We start from the raw sequence: 24,046 nt of genomic DNA on the forward strand, positions 1-24,046 counted from the left end.
AATATTTGAAAAACGTTATTTACTTTAAAATTTGATTATGAAAAAGCTATTTACAATTTTAGGATGCATTGCATTATTCGCATTGACGACAACGAGTGTTAAAGCACAGAATTACAAAACAGGTTTAGGATTAGGAATAGACTTTGGCGACGGCGCAACATTGGTTGGCCCATCTGTTAGACACCATTTCAGTAGGAGTGCAGCTTTACAAGGTGAAGTTTTATTTGGTGGTAACTCTACAACCTTACAGGCATTTTTACAATATAATGCTTCAATTCCTGGCGCAAAAGGTCTAGATTGGTATTTAGGTGGTGGTCCATCAGTACAATTATATGATGGTGGTTCTAACTTTTATTTAGTACCAATGGTTGGTTTAGATTACAAAATAAGCGGTGCACCATTAGCAATTGCTTTAGACTGGAGACCAAGATTATATCTAGGTGATGGCGATAGCGATTTTAACGCTGGAAGATTTGGTTTAGGCTTCAGATATACCTTTTAAGCAAACAGCTTAAATAATAAAGCGATAAGCTTGATATAAAAAAGCCGCTGGAGAATTTCCAGCGGCTTTTTTATTGACTAATTTTGAACTCGAGACTAACCCCTCAAGACCCAAACTTACTTACCTACCCATTTTTTGAACACCGCTTTTTGTGCCGGCGTTGCATTCTGATTTATGGTAGCTTTTAAACGTACGCTAGGGTTTGCTTTCAAAGTAAGTGAAATCTCTTTCTCCAAACCATCACGTTTAATTTTAAGTTTCAACACATCGCCGATATTCTTCCCTGAAACAACAGGTAAGGTTTCTAATGATAACATCGGGCTTTTTAGTCTGACATTAGCCAAAGCATCGTTAACCGAAATGTTGTCTAACGAAATGATTTCATCATTAACATTCAAACCAGCAACCCAAGCAGCAGAATTTCTAGTAATTGAAGAAACCGAAATCGTACCATTATTGGTTAACTGACCTGCGGCACCGCTTACCGGTTTATTAGGCGTTGCATTTTCTGTAGTCACATCCACACCAGCGTATCCTAAATATTTCATATATTCTGCATCATCTACGCCATTAACATATTTAGCCCAAAAATTGGTGAAACTAATACCCGAAATTTTTTCGACCATTGCTTTAAATTCAGCATCGGTATAACCACGTTTTAAAGTTTTGCACTGTAAATACATGGCTTTCATCACGTCATCTAAACTTTTGGCACCTCTTGTTACATTGATAATTTCCAAATCCATCAATATTCCAATTACTTCACCTTTACTGTAATAAGAAATAGAATTATTTTTAGAGTTTTCGTTCGGACGGTAACCAATAATCCAGGCATCATAACTAGAAGAAGCAGCTGATTGATATTTTGCTCCAGGCGTGTTAATCACCGTACCGATCGCGCCAGCAAGATCTTTCACAAAAGTAGCGTCATCGTTAAAACCCGCTCTGTGCATGTATTTATTTTCATAGTATGAAGTAAATCCTTCAGCCACCCAAAGGTTGGTGGTATAGTTTTCGTTGTCGTAATCAAACGGACCTAAAGCAACCGGGCGTAAACGCTTAACGTTCCATAAATGGTGATACTCATGGGCAACCAAAGCTAAAAAGCCTTTGTAACCTGCTTCGGTGTTGTAAGCATTTCGCGTAGCACCCAAAGTAGTAGAATTTAAATGCTCTAAACCACCGCCACCTCTTAAGAAGTTGTGAACGATGAAAGTGTAATGTTTGTTAGGATTTTCTCCATAAACCGCAGTAATTTCTTCTACAATTTTAGCCATATCCACTTTCAACTTCTCTTTATCATAATTACCGCCGCCATACATGGCAACCTCATGACGAACACCAGCTGCATTAAATTCGAAAATATCCTGGTTACCTACCTCTATCGGGCTATCGTATAAAATATCGAAATCGCTTGCACGGTAAGTAAACTGTTGACCAGCAACCGGCTCTAAACCTGTTGAAACTTTACTCCAGGTGTTGAATGGAATAATTTTAACTGTACTTGGTGATTTAATCATTCCATCAGGATGCATAAAAATTCCTGTTGATGATAGAAAGGCATGAGATTCATCAATGAAAGGCGTACGTACCGAAATTTCGAAAGCGTAAACCCGGTAGTTAATTTTTATCTCAGCAGCTTTAGCAGAAAATATTCTCCAGGTATTTTTTCTCACTTTTTCAACACGGGCCTGCTTACCGCCAGCCGTTGCCTTAAAATCTTCTACACTTTTCTCAAACTCGCGAACAAGATAAGAACCTGGAGTCCACACTGGCATTTTTACATCAACATAATCGTTTGCCAAACCAGAAATATTCATCTGAACTTCAGCATAATGTGCTTGAGGCTCTTTAAAAGAAACCTCAAAAGCAATTTTTACTTGTGCATTTGCTGCCATAAAACATGTTAGTATTAAAACTAAACTTAAAATTGATTTTTTGATTAACATATTGGGGTATTTTGTCAGCAAAAATATGCTAATTGATGAAGTTTTTGAATTTTAAACGAAAATTAGATCGAGCCTGGGCATATAAAACTCTGAAGTCAGCTGTCATAAGTCTTAAGATATTATCGATAAACCATAGCCTTTGTGATAAAAGTTGATTTAAAAAGCATGGCAACTTATTCAAAAGGCATTTTATTAAATTAACAATCCATACTTTGGCCTACACGCTAAAGCCTTCAAATTAACTTGGTAACATCCTTAATACAACAAATTTAGGACTAAACTATTTGAATATTTTTACACTCTTATTCTTACGTTAATTCAATTTTAAACGTTCAGATAAGTACGACACAAATATAAACATGAAGAAAAGGTATATTTTTTATGCTGTTTTTGCTATTGGCTTGGCCTATTTAGTATACTACAGAATTAACGCAAACAAAAAATTAGAAGGTAAAGGCGGGGCTGCTGGCGCTTCTGCTAAAGGTGGGGCTGGCAAAGGTGGAGCTGCAGGCGCACCCATGGTTGTTGATGGTATTGTGGTAAAACCAACATCATTTAATAACGACCTCGAAGTAACCGGAGCCATTGAAGCCAATGAATCTGTAGTGCTAAAAAGTGAGGTTGCGGGTTTGGTAACTGGAATTTATTTTAAAGAAGGAACCAATGTAGCTAAAGGATCAGTATTGGTTAAAATTAACGACAGAGATATTCAGGCACAATTACAGGAAGCCTTAACCAAACAAAAACTATCTGGCACTACCGAAAACAGGTCGAAACAATTGCTGGAAAAAGGCGCAATCAGTCAGGAGGAGTACGATATCTCACTTGCCGATTTGAGATCGCTACAATCGCAAACGCAATTAATTAGGGCACAATTGGCTAAAACAACTATCCGAGCTCCATTTTCGGGCAGAATTGGTTTAAGAAGTATTTCTGCAGGAACATATTTAACACCTTCTACTGTCATCGCAAACCTGGTAAACACCAATCCGGTTAAAGTTACATTTTCGGTGCCTGAAAAATATGCAGGGCAGATTAACCTGGGCTCATCAATCGCATTTAAAACCGATGGGTCTTCAAAACAAAATACAGGGAAAGTATATGCCATAGAACCTGGAATAAATACAGCCACTAGAACACTGCAAATTAGGGCATTAGCGCCTAATGCAGATAACAGCTTGTTACCAGGCTCATTTGCCAAGATAAAGCTTGCACTAAACACCCTTCAAAATGCTATTCTTATTCCTAACCAGGCCATTATTCCGGTTTTGAAAGGTAAAATTGTTTACATCAAGAAAAACGGAAAAGCCCAGGAAGTGAAGGTAGAAGCCGGAACGCGGACAGATGAAAACATTGTAATAACTTCTGGTCTTAAAGCTGGCGATACGGTTTTAACCACTGGCTCAATGGCCTTAAAAAAAGATGCTCCTGTGAAAGTAAATCTGGTTAAAGAATAATTATGAGTATCTCTACAACGAGCATAAAAAGGCCTGTTCTTGCCATTGTAATGAACCTGCTGATTGTCCTTTTCGGGATAATTGGTTATACATTTCTGGGCGTAAGGGAATTTCCTTCTATCGATCCGACAGTGGTTTCGGTGCGAACCTCCTACCCTGGAGCAAACTCTGATATCATTGAATCGCAGATTACGGAGCCTCTGGAAAAATCAATCAACTCAATTGATGGGATTCGGAATATTTCTTCTTCAAGCAACCAGGGAACAAGTAACATTACAGTAGAGTTTAACCTCGATAAAAACATTGAGGAAGCAACAAATGATGTTCGCGATAAAGTTTCGCAGGCAGCAAGAAATTTACCCCGCGATATTGATGGTTTGCCAATTGTAAGCAAAGCTGATGCAAACTCTGATCCTATCCTTTCCATGACGATACAGAGTGATAAGCGTAATACCTTGCAGCTTAGTGATTTTGCCGAAAATGTGATTGCCGATCGGATCCAAACCATTCCTGGTGTGAGTAGTGTACAAATTCAGGGACAACGGAAATATTCCATGCGAATCTGGATGGATCCAAATAAGTTAAGTGCCTACGGACTCACCTCTCAAGACATTGTAACCGCACTAGATAATGAAAACGTAGAGCTGCCTTCGGGAAAAATTACAGGCGAAACGACCGAACTTACCGTGAAAACTTTGGGTAAACTGGTTAATGAAGAACAGTTCAATAATCTGATTCTTAAATCAGATAGCAACCAGGTTGTTAAGCTTAAGGATGTTGGTTATGCAACTTTAGGCTCGGAAAATGAAGAAACTGTGTTACGTGAATCTGGTAAACCAATGGTTGCCGTAGCCATCATTCCTCAACCTGGAGCTAATTACCTCGATATCAGTAAAGAATTTTATAATCGTTTTGATAAACTAAAGGCAGATATGCCTGATGACATTAAGCTGAATGTTTCGCTGGATAATACGTTATTTATTAAAAGATCGGTAACAGAGGTGGCTGAAACCATCGGCCTATCCTTAGTTTTGGTAATCTTAATTATTTATCTTTTCTTCAGAGACTGGGGAATTGCTTTCAGACCGCTCATTGATATACCGGTATCCTTAATTTTCACTTTTTTTGTGATGTACGCCTTCGGGTTTTCGATTAATGTTTTGAGTTTACTGGCAATTGTTTTAGCCACCGGTTTAGTGGTTGATGATGGGATTGTAGTTACTGAAAACATTTTCAAAAAGGTTGAGGAAGGGATGTCGCCATTTGAAGCAGCAATTAAGGGCTCAAATGAAATTTTCTTTGCGGTAATATCCATCTCTATCACACTTGCAGCTGTTTTCTTACCTGTAATTTTTTTACAGGGATTTGTTGGGAGATTATTTAGAGAGTTTGGAGTGGTAATTGGTGCCGCGGTATTAATTTCTGCCTTTGTATCGTTAACGTTAACTCCAATGTTAAATGCCTATCTGATGAAAAAGGGGGGGCATAAACCTTCTAAATTTTATAATTGGACAGAGCCTTATTTCATTAAACTTAACGATGCTTATGCATCCAATCTGAATAAATTTTTAGATAAACGATGGCTTTCTATTCCCATTATTGTGGTATGTATGGGTTTGATTTTCTTATTCTGGAAGTTGTTGCCTAAAGAAACGGCCCCCTATGATGATCGAAGTGCTATCAATATGACGGCAACTTTGCCCGAGGGTGCGTCATTTACCTCGACAGATAAATTCATCATGAAATTAAATCAAATGGTGATCGATTCCGTTTCGGAGAAGAATGTAAATATTACCATTACAGCACCTGGTTTTGGTGGTGCGGGTTCAACAAATATGGGTTTCGTGAGGATGGGTTTGGTTGACCCTGAAAAACGTGAACGTTCGCAGAAAGAAATTGCTGACATGCTCACGAAAATCACGAAAAAATATACCGAAGGTAAAGTGATTGTTAATCAGCAGCCGACTATTTCTGTGGGTAGAAGAGGTGGTTTACCCATCAGTTATATCATTCAGGCACAAAATTTCGAAAAGTTAAGAGAGAAAGTACCTTTATTTATGGAAGCTGTTGCCAAAGATCCAACTTTTACTGTATCTGATGTTAACTTAAAATTCAATAAGCCAGAAATCAACCTGACTATAGATCGGGATAAAGCTAAAAACCTTGGTGTATCAATTTCTGCCATTGCACAAACGCTAAACCTCGGTTTAAGCGGTCAAAGGTTCTCTTACTTCTTTATGAATGGCAAACAATATCAGGTAATTGGTCAGTTTGACCGTGGCGATAGGAAAGATCCTTTGGATTTAAGTTCAGTTTACGTTCGTAGTGATAAAGGCGAATTAATCCAGCTTGATAATTTGGTTACGGCAAAAGAAGAAAGCAGTCCACCGCAATTATATAGAAATAATCGCTTCATTTCTGCAACCGTTTCTGCAGGTTTGGCACCAGGCAAAAGCATTGGCGAAGGAATAGATGCCATGGATAAAATTGCCGCCAGCGTTTTAGATGAGACTTTCTCTACCGATTTAAGCGGCGAATCAAGAGATTTTAAAGAAAGTTCTTCAAATACATTTTTCGCTTTTGGCTTAGCATTGTTGTTGGTTTATTTAATTTTATCAGCACAATTTGAAAGTTTTAAAGATCCTATCATTATCATTTTGACTGTTCCAATGGCGGTTGCAGGGGCATTTTTATCGCTTTGGTTGTGCGGTCAAAGCTGGAACATCTTCAGTCAGATTGGAACCATTATGCTAATTGGCTTGGTTACCAAAAATGGTATCTTAATCGTTGAGTTTGCCAATCAGCTAAAAGAAAAAGGTATGGCCATACCGGAGGCCATCCGCGAAGCATCGGTTTCTCGTTTACGTCCAATCTTAATGACTAGTTTGGCCATTGCCATAGGTGCACTGCCTATCGCCCTGGCTTTGGGCGCGGCAGCAAAAAGCAGAATGAGTATGGGGACCGTAATTGTAGGCGGAACTTTATTTTCGCTGGTATTAACCCTTTTTGTAATCCCAGCAATTTACTCGTACTGGGCAAAACCATACAAACCAAATAAACAACTAAAAGATGCTGACCGTTTTGAGCAAGAGGCAACACATATAGCAGAATAAGATGAGTAAGCAACTAACCATATCCATACTTTTTTGGTGCCTATCCATTTCCGGCTTTGCACAGGAAAAACTCAGCTTGCGGGAAGCCATCACCATTGCGCTTCAAAATAACTACGACATAAAAATCAGCAAGAACGAAATCAAGATTGCGCAAAACAACGCTAACGTTGGCAACGCAGGGATGCTGCCCACCATTGATGGGGTTTACAGTAACGGTGGAAGCATTCAAAATACCAGGCAAACACCCGTAACCGGAGAAGACAGAGTGATTCGCGGAGCGAGAAGTACCAATAATAGTTATGGCGCCGATTTAAACTGGACAATCTTTGATGGCTTTACAATGTTTGCCAACTACGATCGTTTAAAAGAATTACAGAAACAAGGAGAAATAAATGCCCGGCTTACCATTCTAACTACCGTAGCTGATGTAATTACAGCTTATTATGATATCGTAAGGCAACAACAATTACTGGTAGCCGCCGATAGTGCCATTGACGTTTCGCTATGGCGCGGCAATATCGCTAAAACTAAATTACAACTGGGACGAGGGTCAAAATTAGACGTATTAACTGCCCAGGTAGATTATAATACCGATACTTCGAACTTCATTCAAATTAAGAATTTTCTTCAGGTGGCTAAGGTTCGTTTAAATCAGTTATTGGTTAGAGATATTAGCACTGACTTTACTGTTGCAGACAGTATAGATGTTGATAAGGGAATTCTATTTAGCAAACAGGCAGAACTTGCGGAGCTACAAAATCCAAACGTACAAAATGCGTTTATCAATCAAAAAATTGCTTCATTAAACCTCAAAGCCATTAAAGGGGCAAGATATCCGGCAATTAGTTTGAACTCGGGTTACAGTAGGGCCAAAAGCACAAGTCCGACAGGGTTTAACCAGCGTTTTGCAGCAAATGGTTTTACCTACGGGGTAACGGCCAGTTTAAATTTATTTAATGGTTTTTTGCAGCGTCAACAAGAGCGCAATGCCAAAATCGACATTGAAAATTCATCGCTGAATTTGAGCAAAACTAAACTTGATGTAAAGTCACAATTGTTAACCGCGTACCAAAACTACGCAACCTATCTTGATTTGATTAAACTGGAACAACGTAACGTAGATATTGCGAAAGAGAATTTAGATATTACCATGGCCAAATATAAATTAGGAAGTATTGCCCCGTTGGAGCTTAGAGAGGCACAACGCAATGCCATTGACGCAAAAAATCGTTTTATCGAGATGCAATATCAGGCTAAAATTGCAGAAACCACCTTGAAAGAGATTAGTGGCAACGTAGATTTATCCAATTAATTTTTATATTTATTCCTATGATACTTGTTGCAGATAGTGGCTCTTCGAAAACAGATTGGATGGGCTATCTTAATGGCGAAACCATAAAATTTAACACTCCCGGTATAAATCCTTACTTTTTAAGCGAGCAGGATATTAGCAAGCTAATTTCGAAAAACGAAACGGTGATGCAATATGCAGAACAAGTAAAAGAGATATACTTTTTCGGTGCAGGTTGTTCGTCGCCTGATAAGCACGAGGTGGTATCGAATGGCTTATCGGAGATATTTAAAAACGCTTTTATTTCAGTAGATCATGATCTTTTAGGATCCGTTTATGCTACTTGTGGCAATGCAGAAGGATTGAATTGTATTTTAGGCACTGGCTCAAACATTTGTTATTTCGATGGTAAAAAAATCCACGATGGCCATCATGGTTTAGGTTATGTTCTAGGTGATGAAGGCTCTGGAACATTTTTCGGTAAAAAAGTATTGCTTGCTTATTTATACAACAAAATGCCCTCCGGTTTAGCCGCAACGTTTAAAAAAGCTTTCCCGACAGAAAAAGACCAGATTATTACTAATGTATATCAGAAACCTTTTCCAAACATTTATTTGGCCAGCTTTAGCCGTTTTATGGCCAGTAACAGAGAACATCCTTTTATTCAGGATATTTTAAGAACAGGCTTTCAAGAATTTGTTGATACCAATATAAAAGATTATCCAAAGCATAAAGATGTTCCTTGTCATTTTGTAGGTTCGATAGCTTTTTACTATCAAGATGAGTTGGTGGAAGTTTTGCAAGCTAATGGAATTGAGCCAGGCAAAATTTTACAAAAGCCAATAGAAGACTTGTTTAACTTCATTCTTCAAAAGGAAGGAATTGTACAACAAGCTGGCGAAACCGATAGCATTATTTCTAAGATAAACTAAACGTTAAATTTTTTTGAAGATTTTAAACATAACAATATACATTTTGTTATAATTTTAAGGGCGCATAAATTGCTTTAAATATATGAAGAGAATATTGGTAGTTGACGACGACATTGAGGTTTTAGAAACCATACAGTTAATACTCGAAATTGGTGGCTTTAAAGTTTCGGCACTAAATGATGGCGAAGAAGTTTTTAACAGAATTGAGAGTTTCAATCCAGATTTAATTTTACTTGATATTTCTTTGGGCCATATTGATGGCAGGATATTGTGCGAGCAATTGAAATCAATAGAAAGTACTTCTAAAATTCCCATCTTATTGATATCTGGCTTATATGATCAGAAAGATTTTACAACCCTTAATTATGGTCAGGATGACTTCTTATCGAAACCTTTCCAAATGGATGTTTTACTGAAGAAGATTACCAAAATATTAAGCCTAGAAGAAAACGAACCAAGCTTTTTGTTGAACTAAAAAGAGACTTGAAAAAAATACAGCCAAGGAGACAAAACTTCTTGGCTTTTTTATTTCAGCTGATGACTAAAATCCCTCTTGAAGCTAAAGATGACGACTTTTTCAAGAATAGTTTAATGTATCGATCAGTGAGGATACCGACCGATAGGATAAAATATTGAGGCATGTTTAATGCGGTCGTCATTGCGACGGTTAATTTATTTCATGAAAATCAATATAAATGTCGTTAAGAACGGTCGTCATTGCGAGGCACGAAGCAATCTCATTTCATAAAATAATGCTTAACCGTTCGCTTCAGATAGATGATGCTACTTATTGCAAAATTCACCTGTCAATTTGGCAAACAAAAAGCTTTGGAACAAGCCTTGATATGCAGGATGTAGATTAAACAATTTATTTACATATGAGCATACAAGAAAAAGGAAATATCTCGATACATACCGAGAATATTTTCCCGATAATTAAGAAGTTTTTATACTCTGACAACGAAATTTTTCTTCGTGAGTTGGTTTCTAACGCAGTAGATGCGGTTCAGAAAATTAAAAGACTTGGTTCATTAGGTCAGTTTAACGGCGAAGTGGGCCAACCTTTGGTACAGGTTGCGGTTGATAAAGACGCTAAAACCATTACCATAAGCGACAATGGTTTGGGGATGACTGCCGAAGAAATTAAAAAGTACATCAATCAAGTTGCATTTTCTGGCGCAAGTGAATTTGTAGAAAAATTTAAAGATGCTAAAGATGCCAACGAAATCATCGGTAAATTCGGTTTGGGTTTTTACTCGGCTTTCATGGTTGCTGATTTAGTTGAAATTCAAACCTTATCTTACCAGGACGGGGCAGAACCAGCTCGTTGGGTGTGCGATGGAAGTACTGAATTCGAAATTACTGAAGGAACTAAAACTACCCGTGGTACCGATATTATTCTTCATGTAAATAAAGATTCGGAAGAGTTTTTAGCGGAATCGAAACTGCAGGAAATCCTTGATAAATACGCTAAATTTTTACCTGTTCCTATCAAATTCGGCACCAAAAATGAATCTGTTGAGGACGGTGAAGATGAAGAAGGCAAGAAAAAATATAAAGACGTAGAAGTTGATAATATCATCAATACGACTAATCCAATCTGGACAAAAGCACCTGCAGATTTGTCAGACGAAGATTATCTAAACTTCTATCGCGAGTTGTATCCATTTAGTGAAGAGCCATTGTTCTGGATTCACTTAAACGTAGATTATCCATTTAATTTAACTGGTGTATTGTATTTCCCTAAGTTGAAGAACGACTTCGAAATGCAACGCAACAAAATCAAATTATATTCTCGCCAGGTATTTATTACCGATGAGGTGAAAGATATCGTTCCTGAGTTTTTGATGTTGTTACACGGCGTAATCGATTCTCCCGATATCCCACTAAACGTATCGCGTAGTTTCTTACAAGCAGATAGCAATGTTAAAAAAATCAACAACTATATCACCAAGAAAGTTGCTGACAAATTATCGGAACTGTTTAACAAAGACCGTAAATCTTTCGAAGATAAATGGAAAGATATCGGCTTGTTCGTTAAATATGGCATGATTAGCGAAGAGAAATTCTACGATAAAGCCAAAGATTTCGCCTTGGTTGGAAACACTAAAAACGAACTATTTACTTTAAACGAATACAAAGAGAAGGTTTCGCCACTGCAAACTGATAAAAACGGAACAGTGGTTTATCTATATTCCAACGATGCTTCTAAACAAGATGCTTTCATTCAATCGGCCAATAAAAAAGATTATGATGTATTGGTTTTAGATTCACCAATTGATAATCATTTTATTCAGCAACTAGAGCAAAAGCTAGAAAAAACTTCTATTAAACGTGTTGATTCGAGCGTTGCTGATAAGTTAATTGAGAAAGACGAAGTTAACGAACATGTGTTAAGTGAAGATCAGGTAAAGGAAGTGACCACAATTTTTGAGAAAGCAATTACCAAACCAGGTATGCAGGTAGAAGTGGTGGCGCTAAACCCTGATGAATTACCGGTAACCATAACCATGGATGAATTTATGCGTCGCATGAAAGATATGGCTGCAATGGGAGGTGGAATGGGCTTTTACGGCCAAATGCCTGATAGCTATAAAGTGGCTATTAATGGCAACCACAAGTTGGTAAGCAAAATTCTAAAAGCAGAAGGCGAAGAGCAAAGTAATTTGGCTAAGCAAGCTGTAGATTTAGCTTTATTAGCGCAAGGCATGTTAACGGGTGCAGAACTAACAGCATTTGTGAGCAGAAGCGTTGAACTGATTTAATTCACAATAACGATTATTTAAAAAGGGAGAAGCCGAAAGACTCCTCCCTTTTTTGGGCACAAAAAAACCCCGCAAAGGGACTTTAGTTCCTCTAGAATTTCGGGGCTCTTAGATCAAATAAATATATTAACTGGCTACAGACTTTTGCTCAACGTTAAAGTAATCTTTATGTTCTTCAATCAATTTTGCAATTGTCGCAGCTTTAGTATCAGTAATTTTAAACTCAAATAATGGCTGCTGATTTTTTTTCGATTTAACCATTTTCTCGGTATAGAAGCGATAAACCAAACCATTTGTGAGCAAACCGTATTTTGCCTTAGTTTTACGAAAATACTTTGATAAACGAGAATCGTGGATATCAAGACTATCCTCATGGTGCTTACATTCCACCAAAATAGTTGGCTCACCATCTTTCATAATGGTGTAGTCTACTTTCTTACTTTTTTTAACACCAAAATCCAAAACCGCTTCAGATTGAACTTCTGAAGGATCAAATCCTAAAATTTGAATAAATGGCATTACCAATGCATTCCTGGTTAAGTCTTCATTTTGAACTTGAGGAAGCATCTTCTTAATTCTTACTGCAAACTGACCGATTTCGTCTTTAAGTTCCATGTTGAGTATTTGTAATTTGTATGTTTTTCATTTGTGTTGTACCAACTTCACTTACACTTCCAACTATTAGCTGATCCCAGTATTGTATGGCCTGTTTTTAATTTTCTTATCCACAGGCTACACAAGCTTGGGTAGGCAGATGTAAAGGGTTAATTAATCTATTTACTTTTTAGAGGTAAATCCATTAATTATCTGTTTTTGGCAAACAGTCTAAAGATTATTAAAAAGAAATGAGTAAGTTATTTTTTTACATCAACCATGTGGATTATTACACGAAACCAAGATTTTCTTGTAGTAAGAAAACGGCAACCAGGCTTTTTTTTAGGCAAGAAGTAATTTGATTATATTTTTCTTTAACTTGCATTAAAATCATTCCAAACTCATATTTATCATATCATGAATCTAAAATGCGTTGTCATCGATGACGAACAACATGCGATTGAGGTACTTACAGACCATATAGCAGAAATGCCTGGACTAACAGTATTCAAGACTTTTACAAGTCCAGTTCAAGCCTTAACCGAAATTAGCATTGACGACGAGATAGATCTCCTCTTCATGGATATTGATATGCCTGGAATTAATGGCTTAGAACTTGCCAAAAATATCCGAGAGAAAGCTAAGTATTTAGTTTTCACTACCGCACATCCTGACTATGCTTTACAAGCTTTTGATGTTCAATCAGATCAATATCTATTAAAGCCAATTTCATTTGCCAAATTTGCTTTAGGTATTGATAGAATTTTGAAGAAGGAGGCAAATAATGCCAAAGCTACTTCAAAAGATGCCGAACAGGTGGCGGCGCTTTATATCAAAGGCGACCACAAATATGCTTTTTCCAATATTGCTATTGATGAAATACTTTACATAAAAGCACTTCAGAATTATATTCAAATCATTACCAAGGGTGAAACGCACACCACTTACCTTACACTAAAGGAGATTGAAAAAGCTTTAGAGAACCACGCATTTATTAGAGTTAATAAATCGAATATAGTTGCTAAAGCAGCAATCAAAAAGGTAGATGGAAATATAATCCGTCTTGTAAATAATGAAATGATTCAGATTGGCGAAGGCTACAAAGAAGCTTTCTTCGCCTACGTACAAAGTAGCTTATTGAAATCAAATAGAAGTCAATAATTATACTTCAAAAATAAAACTTGTAACAACTGAATGGCTCATATCTCCGGTTGGATTAGTAGCGTAGTTATTTTTAGCTTTAATGTTTTTATAAACGAACACAGCTTTTTTTGTGATTTTTGAAGTGTTTTGAGTTTTCATAATCTGATAAATTTAATTGTTATTATTAATTTCTGTAAAGGTGCAACGTAAATTCATGTTCAACTATTTTTTTACACAAACACATGTTTTTAACAGATAAAAACCCATTTTAAGTAGATATAACGCTAAAAAATGAACTTAAGAGCATTAAAAAACTTCTATAACATATATCAAATTCACCTTATAATTTGGAGTATTTATATCGTATATGAAGTGTTTGTGTTAGGACTTATCACTAACAAATTCAGAGAGCCTGGCGCTTATGTCTTAGTATATATAATTAATATAATCACTTTCTACTCCTATGCATATTTATTAAAAAACATCTTAAACCGGGATAGTAAGGCGTATCGTTTCATCAAAATATTGGTGCTAATATCAATCATAATTTGTGGATACATTTTCTTAACCTATGCCTTCATAATATTATTTGAAAAACTCCAGCTACTCGAAGCTAATCCCAGCAGAAGCTTAGATAAGGAGTTCATACTGTCTTGTCTTTATAGATCTCTTTTGTATATCGGTTTTTCTACTGGTTATGTTTACATTTTAAAATCTTTTGAAGATAGAAAAAAGGTGGAGGCTTTGGAACGTCAAAGTCTCGTTACACAAATAGAAAAACAGGCTTTAGAGAATGATTTGGTTCAATCGCAAAATAACTTTCTTCGGAGCCAGATCAACCCTCACTTTCTGTTTAATACCTTAAATTTTATATACAACGACGCCCGTAAAAAAGCACCAATGGCTGCTGATGCGATCATGAACCTAGCCGAAATGATGCGCTATGCTTTAAAGAGGCCAGAAGCATCGGAAATGGTTCCATTGAGTGAGGAAGTAGAACAAATTGAACACTTAATCAACCTTCATCAGCTCAGAACAGCAAATGCTATTAATTTAAATTTAGAGGTTAATGGTGATTTGTTTGGCTTAAGGTTTCCGCCACTTATCTTATTAACCCTTGTAGAAAATATATTCAAGCATGGCAATGTGACTCACTCCACGCAACCGGCTATCATTAAAATTGATTATGAGAACAATAATTTAAACATCAGCACCATTAATATGGTGAATGATAATAAAGGAAAAGAACATGAAAGTCACCACGTTGGTATCGACAACATCAATAAAAGGCTAGCCAATTTTTACAAGGATGATTATATTTTCAGATACTACAAAGACCCGTTGAATAGATATATAACGGAAATAGATGTGCAGGTAATTAATCCGATGTCTAAATTAAACCTCAACCAATAGCTCTTCTACGTTGAAGGTCCTTAAGTAAGAAATAATACATTACCATTTCATTCGTCCGTTGATCTTTGTTGAACAATCGGTTAACATGCATGTGCATTAGATCAGTAAAGAGTTTTACTTTTCTGTTCCCGTCAGTTAATTTAAGTACGCCGATAAATGATTGCCTAAAACGGTCGAAATTTTCGTTTTGTTTTGGATCAAAATTTGGCGCAGTTTTATATTGTTGATATTGCTGGTTGAGTTTTTTGAAATCTGTCGCATCCAAATGATGCTCTTTATTGAATGAATCGGAAATCATTCTTGTTACTTTCAGCATCACTTCAGAATCGAAAACGCCAGCTTTTAACAGTTCATCTACCAAATAAGAACACCATTTATACTTGGTAAAAGCATCTGTTTGCTGCTGCAACTGCGATAGAACAAAATCACTATCAATAGAGAAATGATTTTCAACATCCGAAATGATTTCTGCTCCATATCTTTCCAACTCTCGCCGGTAGGTTTTTAATTGAAAATCTGAAACCAAACCACTCGCCATATAATCCTTCAGAAGATCGCCTAGCGCAGAAACCAATGCTTGTCCGTCTTCGTTGTTGTGCAGTAAAATCCTCAAACGCAAATGGTTTCCATTTTCATTGTACCTGATAAAAAACCACGATCTTATCTGCGCTGAAAATTGATTTAAGAAAGATGGGATCACCCCAATTAACAATTCATCGGAACGCTGTTGATGGCAATAAATTTCGAAATATAGCCACTCCTTTCCCGGAAGAAATACCTTTTGAACAGGAATTGCATTATTACTGCTAATTTCTGTTTTTTTGTAAATGCTATTGTTATGATACAGGTTTAAAATAAATTGACTTACATAAGGACTTTGCGCCTGATTTACAATAACATCATTTTTGGGCAAGATGACTTCCTCTAAATATAATTTATTCTGCTTTTGGATAAATTGAAGAAAAGCATTCAAATCCTCATCACTATCTAAACCAAAGCATAAAGTTTGATCTGACAAACCCGCTTTAAAGTACTTGCTTACTCCGATTTGCGTAAGATAAGAACGACAATCTTCCATAGAGACGGCTGTTTTATTGGGGTAGAAATGTGTTTTGCTTACTCGCCATTTTGCACCGCTTAATACAATATTATGAAACTGAAAGCGAGGATAAAAGTCCAGATCGGGAAAGATACTATCAAGGGATAGTGATAGGGAAGTTTGCAGACCCTGATGTTGCAAATCGCACAAGAGCCTAAACACCGACAAATCTGACCGGGTGTAATTATAAGCCGAAGCCATGCGGGGAATAAGCCTTTTATTTAAGCTCTTTGATCTAAGAATGACTTCGTTATTACTCACCGAAATTTGAATATCACCTAGTGAAAGAGGTGCTGATGATATATCGAAATTCAGTATGGATAACTGGTGCCCGTAAATCTGCTTTCTACGATTGATATTATCCACATTGGTTTCAACGAGGTAGGCAACATCAAAAAAAAGCACCTCCGGGTTTGCATTTTGCTCAATGGCCGAAGTTTCTACGCAAAACCGTTCTACAGCTTTATCGGCGATAGAAAAGCGCCCGGTTAAAGCATTTGCCGTTACACCACCAATTTGATCAACACAAATTAAATCATCCGCTAACGACATCAAAAAGCTAAATGAGTTTGGCAGAATGCTTTCACTTTCATTTGTTTCAAACGCAAGCTTATTCAAATAAATAGGCTCCTTGTTTTCAAAACCAGCTACAGAAAGTTTGGTTTTTAATGTTGATTTCAGATCTTGTTTGTCTTCAGCATTCTTTTTCTTCGAATTAAACTGCGCTACAAAATCATCTTCGCTTACCTGCTCCAATTCATCGTAGCCCACACCCATTTCAGGGTCGAGTGCGATGGAAAGCGGAACTTCCTGCTGATCGAATTTATTCTTGAATCTCGAAATAAAGCTTTTTAGCGCTTCACGTTCATCAGATTGCAAGATTTTCGATAAAAGATCGATCAGTGTCGGTATCGGCTTCAATAAACGCTCATCTAAACCGCCAACAATTACTTTTCTTTCTGCAATTAAATATTTTGGGAGATTGCTGTCATCGATTCCAATTCTTTCGAAATAATCTTCCCCTATCACATTAGGATCGAACTCCGTAAAAAGAAGTTGGATGGAGTGCATATCCTGAAGCAATTCTAAAAATTCTACCTTACCCGCTTCATCTACACCCAGCGTGTTAATCAAATCATTTACCGCAATCGGTTTGGCACATGATTCGAGAATTTGCATTACAGATTCATTTTGATCAATCTCTGCCAGTTCAAAAACCCCTTCCGTGCAGGCAATATACCTGATGCTGTTGATTGTTGAATAATAGCTAGTGTTGCTGAACAGCTGAACGTTATCAGCCATCAATTTCTCGAAATCAAAATGAAGTTCATTCCGATATGGCCAATCAATAAACTGATGTACAATCTGCTCATTGTTTACAATGATTTTGCTTTCGCTTTCATTAAAGGCATTTGCCAAAAAGCTGAAACTTGCAAATGTGCCATAGGGTGTTGAGCGATATTTCGCCCGGTTAAAATATTTCCAAACTGTGAAAAAAATCTTTGGCGGCAGGTTTTTCAGTTCATGAGCTTCTACGTCTTTTATGGTTTCGTAAAAGGTAGATGATGAAATGGAAATGGCTTTTTTAAGTTCATCCCAACTACTTTCAAGATCAGCTTGATATGAAAATTTCGGCGTTCTGAAAATAATGGAGGGATGAATCAGGGGTTTCATAGAGATATTTTATTGGGCGAAAATTACAAAGATTAATATTAAAACCCACATGGTATATAAAGTAAAAAGCCATCCTCATAACTGAAGACGGCTTTAATAAGAGACATAATTAATTCTATTTCTTTGTAACTTTAAACTCTGTACGCCTGTTTTTGGCTCTTCCATCTGGATTATCTTTTTTCTTCTTACCCTTTCCAATCTCGTTTGGTGCAATAGGCATCGATTCTCCATAACCTTTAGATGTTAACCGAGATTCGGAAATTCCTTTGCTAACCAGGTAATCGACACAAGATTTCGCCCTTTCGTTTGATAAATTTAAATTGTATTCATCGGCACCAATATTATCGGTATGCGAACCCAGCTCAATCTTCATCTCAGGATTATCTTCCATAATTGGGATAAGAAAATCCAGCACTTTTTTAGATGGCTCCGTAAGTTCTGCGCTGTTAAATTCATAATAAATATTATCTAAGGCAATTGGGATTCCTAGTTTAAAAGGACTCAGACAATAGTCTTTATAAATCATAGTATCGGCTTTCGCAAGCTCCTCGAAAGAATAATTTTTGGTGATGGAGAAATAATTATCTTTCGCAAAAAGCAACTTTAAAGGCCGTTTTGAATCTGTCCTGAATATATATTTACCATTGGTACCAGTGGTTTGTTTTTGATTGTTTTCTATATTCGAGAAACTCACCGTTGCACCTGCCAATGGCAATTTTGTTTTGCAATCGGTAAGAATGCCGCTGATATTGAAAAACTCCTTTTTAACTTCGAAAACTTCTAAACAGCACGATGATTCCCTGTCAGAGCTAATGTATCCTTTGGTACCTTGATCATCAATAGCGGTAAAATAGATATCATCTAAAAGACCAGTGGTTTTGTCAACAACATAAACCTGATCGTAAATTTCATTTGGGGTAATGGCAATAAAAGTGTAGCCATTCTTATCCTTAACAATTTTAATATTTGAGTTATTATCGAAACCTGAAGCACTCGACCGATTTAAAATAGTGGATCCATTGGGGCGTAAAGCTCCAACTTCAAATTGATGGTTTCCAATAACCAGGGTTCCGACAATGTCTGCTACGAGCCCTCCTAATGTTCCTCCCAGCAAGCCGTTTAGTGCCGATTGATCGAAATCAATTCTGATATAGGTGGTTTTATTTGCCGCAATGCTGCTTGGAAATTTTAAATTAATTCCGCCAGAATAGGAACCTGCACCCAACGCTACTCCCCCAAACGAATTAAGTGTAGCAAAATTAGCATCACTGGTACTTATCGCATTGTTGATATTATCCACACGAGATGGACTAAATGAAAAAGGCTTAATTTCAGTAACTGAATTTGCATAATTTTTTGTTTGCGCATACGAAACAGAACCGAAGAACGTTAATAAAGTGATGATTGCGAATGCAAGCGCACAGCGAATTGTTCCTTTATGGAAATGAGAGGTAAAGATTTTCATCATGTCAGGCGTAGTTGGGGATGATTGATTGTGTTCAGTACTTGTACATAAACATTTCAATGACAAATCTACATTTCGCATGAACATGCTTTCTATCCATTCTTGTTCATTATATTTTCGAAATTTTCATTCATTTTGTTCATCCGTTCAATTAACATTTATTTAATTTCCTGCATTGTGAAATTATGATGACATTAGTGAAGTCATCCCTGTAAATTAATGAACACTAACGAACTCCTCTCTGAACTCAGGAAGTTTGTACTTATAAAGTCGGGATTAAAAAATATAGATCCTTCTCACTGTAAGCTAATTTCTGAGTATATATTTCAAGAAACTAAAAACTATGTTAGTGAAACCACTATCAAAAGGTTTTTTGGCTTCGCAAACACCCAACACAAATTTTCTTTGTTTACTTTGAGCAGCTTATCACAATACATAGGCTATTCAGACTGGAATACATTCTGTAAGGAAAAAGAAACTCAAGTTTCAGCTGAACAAAGCACCTGGGAAACACTCAAATTAAAAGCGAAGTATATCAGTGAGATTGCACTGGTTTCAAAGAAAAATAATTCAGGCATTCCATTCGTATACACAGCCAATAGAAGTTTCTATTATCCTGATTTTGATTATTTTTTAAATAACGATTATCAGTTTACAACTTTGAGTGCTTTGCCCGGCCAAGGTAAATCCATCCTACTGGCACATTTGGTTCACCGCTTTTTTTATTCGGAACAAGCATTGTATAAAAATGATATTGTTTTACTGATGAACGTGAATAGTATCAATACGATTCTCCGAGATGGAATAACGCTAAAAGAATGGTTTTTAAAGGAATTTAAATTTGAAAGCGTTAACGATTTAATCAGTTTTCAAAGTTAATCCAGAAAAAAAAGAGGGCCGGTTTATATTAATCGTTGATGGAATTGACGAATTTCTCACCAAGACAGAATATTTACAAACATTTATAGATTTTTTATACAGCATAGAAGAAAACAACTTCCTAAAAATGGTATTTGGTTTACGAACCAATAGTTGGATTAATCTGCAACCTGTTATAACAGGCTCGGCTTTTTTAACAAAGAGTTGGTATAATGGCTTGTTTACGATCTTGATGTACTTAGCAATGTTCCGCCGCTAAATACCGAAGAGATATTAAATGTATTAAGCCAGCTTGAAGATAAAACGGTTATTCAGGATGAGGTAAGCCCCGCCCTCTTGACGCAATTTAAAACGCCGTTTTGGCTGCAAGTATATTATCAATTAAAAAAAGATAATCTTGCCCTCGAATTGAATAATACGCTTCTCTGTTATGAGATTATTAACTTTTTCTTAGAAAAGAAAATCTTTTTAGCGAAAAAAAGTACCGAGAAAATATATCTGTTAAAAAAAATAAGCGGAAGTATATCTAAAGGAAATAAAGGTCTTCGTGTGGCTAAAGAAGCTATTCTTGACATTGTAAATCAATATCCTGATGCTTATCAAGAACTGTTGTACGATGGTATTCTAATTGAAGAAAAGCGGCTTAGCACTGCAATACCCACAGAAATTGTTCGCTTTTTGGACGATGATATCTATACCTATTTCATTTTTATTCAAATTACCGAACGCTTTAATTACAAACCAGGCAAGGATTTTTTTGAATACATCTTAGCAACCTTTCTGCAAGGAACAGTATTAAGATATCACATTTTAAACTGGGCTATTCGCTTCTGTATCAATAGAAATGAAATTTCTGAGTTAAAAAACATCCTAAAACTGTCATTTACGAATGAAGAAAAAAACATGTCGTTTGATTTCATTTGCAATGTTTCGAAATATGAGCTTAGCAAGCCCAACTCAAACTTCAATAAACAAAGTATCGACTTAAATTTTATTGATATTTTGGCTGCAGGCCGAACGATGAGTAAACTTTACAAGGAAACTATTAAAACTATTTCGGATAATGTATTAAATGAAGATGTCCAGATCATGCTATTGGTTATCGAATGTAATATCGCCTTAATTGATATCGACAAATCTTCTTTGATCAGTACAATGCATACACTTAAACGCCATTACAAGAGATTGAGTGAACTATTCCCCATAAATCCGTACGACATCATTTTATATTTCCACAACAACCTGTTAGGCAAACCACATGAAAGTAAAACACTCGAAGATAAAATTATCAGGCTATGCCAAAAAATTGATGAGAGTGAACCTCTGAGCAACAAATTAATTACTACCCCCGAAATTCTGGCCTATCGATTAGTTTTATTGGCTTTATTCGCACAGAAAAATTATGCTGAGTGCCACCGCTTTATTATGGCTATTCTAACTAAATATCCTAATATCTTTACTGTACGCCATTCGGTCTTTTCTCCGTTCCTACTATTGCATTTGGGCCATACCTATCTTAAACTTAACTATTATAAGAAGGCTAAAAGAGTTTTAGAATTTATGGAGAAAGTGATAGAATGCGACTATACTTACTACACCAATTTTATTAGCGTAGGTTTTAGTTTATTCAAGGCGAGCTTTTACAACTACACAGACAATTATGAACAAGCAGTTACCGAAATAGAAACAGGGTTGAAAATGGCCTTTAAAAATGATTTTATAATTTACGAAGTTTCATTGCTTCTGCTAAAAATAGATGTGTTGAAGCATTGCGATAAACCCGAAGAGGTATCAAATGCAATAAAAGAATTATTTAAATTTATATCGATAAACAAAATTTCGATGCCAGAGTATGCCAACTTGAATAACTTCGAATTCGAACAATCATTTAAGATTTTAAAGTCTTATAAATAAAAAATTGCCCTAATGATTAAATCAAAAGGGCATTCTTACTCATTTAATGCGATTAAATTATTTGATCAGGTTGTAAAGTTCATCCAATTTTGGAGAAAGCACAATTTCGATTCTTCTATTTTTGCTTCTTCCATCTGCATTTGCATTTGAACCGAGGGGCTGAAATTCTCCTTTACCTGTGGCAGTCATTCTTACGCTTTCTACCTTCTCATTATCTGTTAAATAACGTACCACCGAAGTTGCCCTTAATACACTTAAATCCCAATTATCTTTAATCTGACCTAAGTTGTTTATTTTTTGATTATCGGTATGGCCTTCTACAGCAATGTTAATTTCTGGCTGTTGCTTTAAAACATTAGCCAACTGTGTTAGTGCCTGCTTCCCTTTTTCATCTATGATAATACTACCTGATGGAAATAACAATTTATCTGTTAGCGAAACATAAACCTTTCCGTTTTTAATTTCTACAGTTAAGCCACTTTTGGTGAAGCCGAGCAGTGCTTGCTGCAACTTCTCTTTTAATGAATTGGTTGCTTCATCGCGTTTACGCAAAACTTCTTCTACCTCTTTTAAACGCTTTTCGCGGGCAGCCAGATCGCCAGATAGCTTTGTAATTTCAGTGGTCGAATTATTCTTTAGCTTTTTATAGTTTGCATCTACTTCATTGTAACTGCTTTGCAAATCTCTTAACTCTTCAGCCATCAAAGTGGTGTCTTTCTTAAGTTTCGCAACCTCTTTCTCTAAGTTCTCGATTTTTACCAAGCCCTCATTAAAGGCAGTATACAAAGAATCTTTGCTGCCCAATAAAGCTTTATATTTTTTTGGCGATAAAACCACACATGAGGTAAAGGATGAAATGAATAAAAGAATGACAAAAGCTAAGAAGGTATTTTTCATCGTATAATAATTTGTTTTAAATGGTGATTAAGCCCCGCCTACCGCAGGCAGGTATCAGATTTATTCATCCACTAGGTGTTTGAAAAATCATGATGGTTTCATATTTTGTTTTCAAGATTTTAGCATCAAGTACAAAACCTGCGAAGGGTTGAACATTGATTATCGGTTATTTTGAGTATTAAATTAACAGTTGGTTATTGCTCGATGGCATTTCGTAAAAATGCAACTAAAGGTTGTATTGTTGCAAAAGAACTTATCAACTTATTAACGAGATCAGCTTTAAAAAAGTCTTCATCTTTTAGTGGCATGGTAGCCTCAAAGCTTTTTAACTTTAAAAACTCAATGTTTGGATCTGCAGGATCATAGCCCTTCGGCGCATTTTTCAGGGCATTTGTTGTGCCCAATGTGAAATTTGCTTTGAATGCTTTAGCTTCAATAATGCTTTTGAACTCGTCAATATTGTAATCTATTTCCTGGCGGATAAGTTTAACATGTGGTGCTTCGGGCATCCAATAGCCTCCTGCAATAAAGCTTTTACCCGGTTGGATGTGTAAATAGTAACCAGGTTCATTACCGCCTTTGCTCTTGGCAGAAAACCAAATGCCGAAGTTATTTTTATAGGGATCTTTATTTTTGCTAAACCGCACATCGCGATAAATACGCATTAAGCTTTTCTTTGGATCAATTTCTGAAGAAATTAAGGGATCTACCTTGGCCAGCTCCGGCATAAGCGCTGCTACAAGTTTCAAAGTATCTTCTTTCGCTTCCTCGTATCTTGGTTTATTTTCCGTAAACCATTCGCGGTTGTTATTTTCCGCTACATCTTTGATAAATTTTAAGGTTTCTTTTTTTAGCATATAGATATGATTAATCGGATAAACCGTACAACAGCTATCCAATTTAGAATCTTGAGTAATTAATATATCGTGTTAAACACTCAAACTTAAAACTCCTGACTT

The 24,046-nt window shown here is 36.3% G+C and carries 18 protein-coding genes; 11 read left to right on the forward strand and 7 right to left on the reverse strand.

The genetic code is table 11. The features are described from left to right. Positions 1–37 precede the first annotated feature (37 nt). A complete protein-coding gene (locus OQZ33_RS07345; RefSeq protein WP_010600581.1) occupies positions 38–502 on the forward strand; it encodes a hypothetical protein in 465 nt (154 codons plus the stop codon). A gap of 116 nt (positions 503–618) precedes the next feature. Here OQZ33_RS07345 and OQZ33_RS07350 read toward each other — a convergent pair whose 3' ends face one another. After that, the gene (locus tag OQZ33_RS07350; RefSeq protein WP_265798408.1) at positions 619–2,400 is read right to left on the reverse strand and encodes a M61 family metallopeptidase; all 1,782 of its coding nucleotides are present in this window, start codon (positions 2,398–2,400) and stop codon (positions 619–621) included. Between the two features lie 410 nt (positions 2,401–2,810). Here OQZ33_RS07350 and OQZ33_RS07355 point away from each other — a divergent pair, with 410 nt between their 5' ends. The 6 genes from OQZ33_RS07355 (at position 2,811) to htpG (ending at position 12,009) form a co-directional block, all read left to right on the forward strand. Beyond that, positions 2,811–3,908, forward strand: coding sequence for an efflux RND transporter periplasmic adaptor subunit (locus tag OQZ33_RS07355; RefSeq protein ID WP_265798409.1), 1,098 nt, complete (start codon positions 2,811–2,813; stop codon positions 3,906–3,908). Positions 3,909–3,910: 2 nt separating this feature from the next. After that, positions 3,911–7,021 carry an efflux RND transporter permease subunit gene (locus tag OQZ33_RS07360; RefSeq protein WP_265798410.1) on the forward strand — a complete coding sequence of 1,037 codons (3,111 nt, stop codon included), beginning with the start codon at positions 3,911–3,913 and terminating at the stop codon, positions 7,019–7,021. 1 nt (position 7,022) lies between these two features. Next, the gene (locus OQZ33_RS07365) at positions 7,023–8,333 is read left to right on the forward strand and encodes a TolC family protein (RefSeq protein WP_265798411.1); all 1,311 of its coding nucleotides are present in this window, start codon (positions 7,023–7,025) and stop codon (positions 8,331–8,333) included. A 17-nt stretch (positions 8,334–8,350) separates the two neighbouring features. Next, a complete protein-coding gene (locus OQZ33_RS07370; RefSeq protein WP_265798412.1) occupies positions 8,351–9,244 on the forward strand; it encodes an N-acetylglucosamine kinase in 894 nt (297 codons plus the stop codon). 82 nt (positions 9,245–9,326) lie between these two features. After that, entirely contained in the window at positions 9,327–9,719 is a 393-nt protein-coding gene (locus tag OQZ33_RS07375; RefSeq protein ID WP_265798413.1) for a response regulator, read from the forward strand. A 403-nt stretch (positions 9,720–10,122) separates the two neighbouring features. Further along, a complete protein-coding gene (gene htpG, locus OQZ33_RS07380; RefSeq protein ID WP_265798414.1) occupies positions 10,123–12,009 on the forward strand; it encodes a molecular chaperone HtpG in 1,887 nt (628 codons plus the stop codon). Between the two features lie 126 nt (positions 12,010–12,135). Here the strand turns inward: htpG and OQZ33_RS07385 are convergent, their stop codons facing one another. Beyond that, positions 12,136–12,624: a type I restriction enzyme HsdR N-terminal domain-containing protein gene (locus tag OQZ33_RS07385; protein WP_265798415.1), complete on the reverse strand. Its 489-nt coding sequence runs from the start codon at positions 12,622–12,624 to the stop codon at positions 12,136–12,138. A gap of 396 nt (positions 12,625–13,020) precedes the next feature. Here OQZ33_RS07385 and OQZ33_RS07390 point away from each other — a divergent pair, with 396 nt between their 5' ends. Continuing rightward, positions 13,021–13,764, forward strand: a complete 744-nt coding sequence (locus OQZ33_RS07390; RefSeq protein ID WP_056848420.1) for a LytR/AlgR family response regulator transcription factor — start codon at positions 13,021–13,023, stop codon at positions 13,762–13,764. Here OQZ33_RS07390 and OQZ33_RS07395 read toward each other — a convergent pair whose 3' ends face one another. Beyond that, positions 13,765–13,905, reverse strand: coding sequence for a hypothetical protein (locus OQZ33_RS07395; protein WP_265798416.1), 141 nt, complete (start codon positions 13,903–13,905; stop codon positions 13,765–13,767). A 513-nt stretch (positions 13,906–14,418) separates the two neighbouring features. Here OQZ33_RS07395 and OQZ33_RS07400 point away from each other — a divergent pair. Further along, entirely contained in the window at positions 14,419–15,159 is a 741-nt protein-coding gene (locus tag OQZ33_RS07400) for a sensor histidine kinase (RefSeq protein WP_265798417.1), read from the forward strand. Here OQZ33_RS07400 and OQZ33_RS07405 read toward each other — a convergent pair. Beyond that, on the reverse strand, positions 15,149–17,932 hold the full coding sequence (locus OQZ33_RS07405) for a lantibiotic dehydratase (RefSeq protein WP_265798418.1): 2,784 nt from the start codon (positions 17,930–17,932) through the stop codon (positions 15,149–15,151). The genes OQZ33_RS07400 and OQZ33_RS07405 overlap by 11 nt on opposite strands. Positions 17,933–18,047: 115 nt before the next feature. Continuing rightward, entirely contained in the window at positions 18,048–19,400 is a 1,353-nt protein-coding gene (locus OQZ33_RS07410) for an OmpA family protein (protein ID WP_265798419.1), read from the reverse strand. A 216-nt stretch (positions 19,401–19,616) separates the two neighbouring features. On the opposite strand from OQZ33_RS07410, the gene OQZ33_RS07415 reads away from it, so the two are divergent. Together OQZ33_RS07415 and OQZ33_RS07420 are read left to right on the forward strand one after the other, a co-directional pair. After that, the gene (locus OQZ33_RS07415) at positions 19,617–20,276 is read left to right on the forward strand and encodes a hypothetical protein (protein ID WP_265798420.1); all 660 of its coding nucleotides are present in this window, start codon (positions 19,617–19,619) and stop codon (positions 20,274–20,276) included. A 336-nt stretch (positions 20,277–20,612) separates the two neighbouring features. Further along, a complete protein-coding gene (locus OQZ33_RS07420) occupies positions 20,613–22,190 on the forward strand; it encodes a tetratricopeptide repeat protein (RefSeq protein WP_265798421.1) in 1,578 nt (525 codons plus the stop codon). Positions 22,191–22,247: 57 nt separating this feature from the next. On the opposite strand, the gene OQZ33_RS07425 is transcribed toward OQZ33_RS07420, so the two are convergent. Both OQZ33_RS07425 and OQZ33_RS07430 read right to left on the reverse strand, forming a co-directional pair. Further along, positions 22,248–23,087: an OmpA/MotB family protein gene (locus OQZ33_RS07425; protein ID WP_056848413.1), complete on the reverse strand. Its 840-nt coding sequence runs from the start codon at positions 23,085–23,087 to the stop codon at positions 22,248–22,250. 194 nt (positions 23,088–23,281) lie between these two features. Further along, the gene (locus OQZ33_RS07430) at positions 23,282–23,944 is read right to left on the reverse strand and encodes a DUF2461 domain-containing protein (protein WP_265798422.1); all 663 of its coding nucleotides are present in this window, start codon (positions 23,942–23,944) and stop codon (positions 23,282–23,284) included. Positions 23,945–24,046 lie beyond the last annotated feature (102 nt).

Origin of the sequence: Pedobacter sp. MC2016-05, assembly GCF_026239735.1 — a bacterium.
In the GTDB taxonomy this organism is placed as follows: domain Bacteria; phylum Bacteroidota; class Bacteroidia; order Sphingobacteriales; family Sphingobacteriaceae; genus Pedobacter.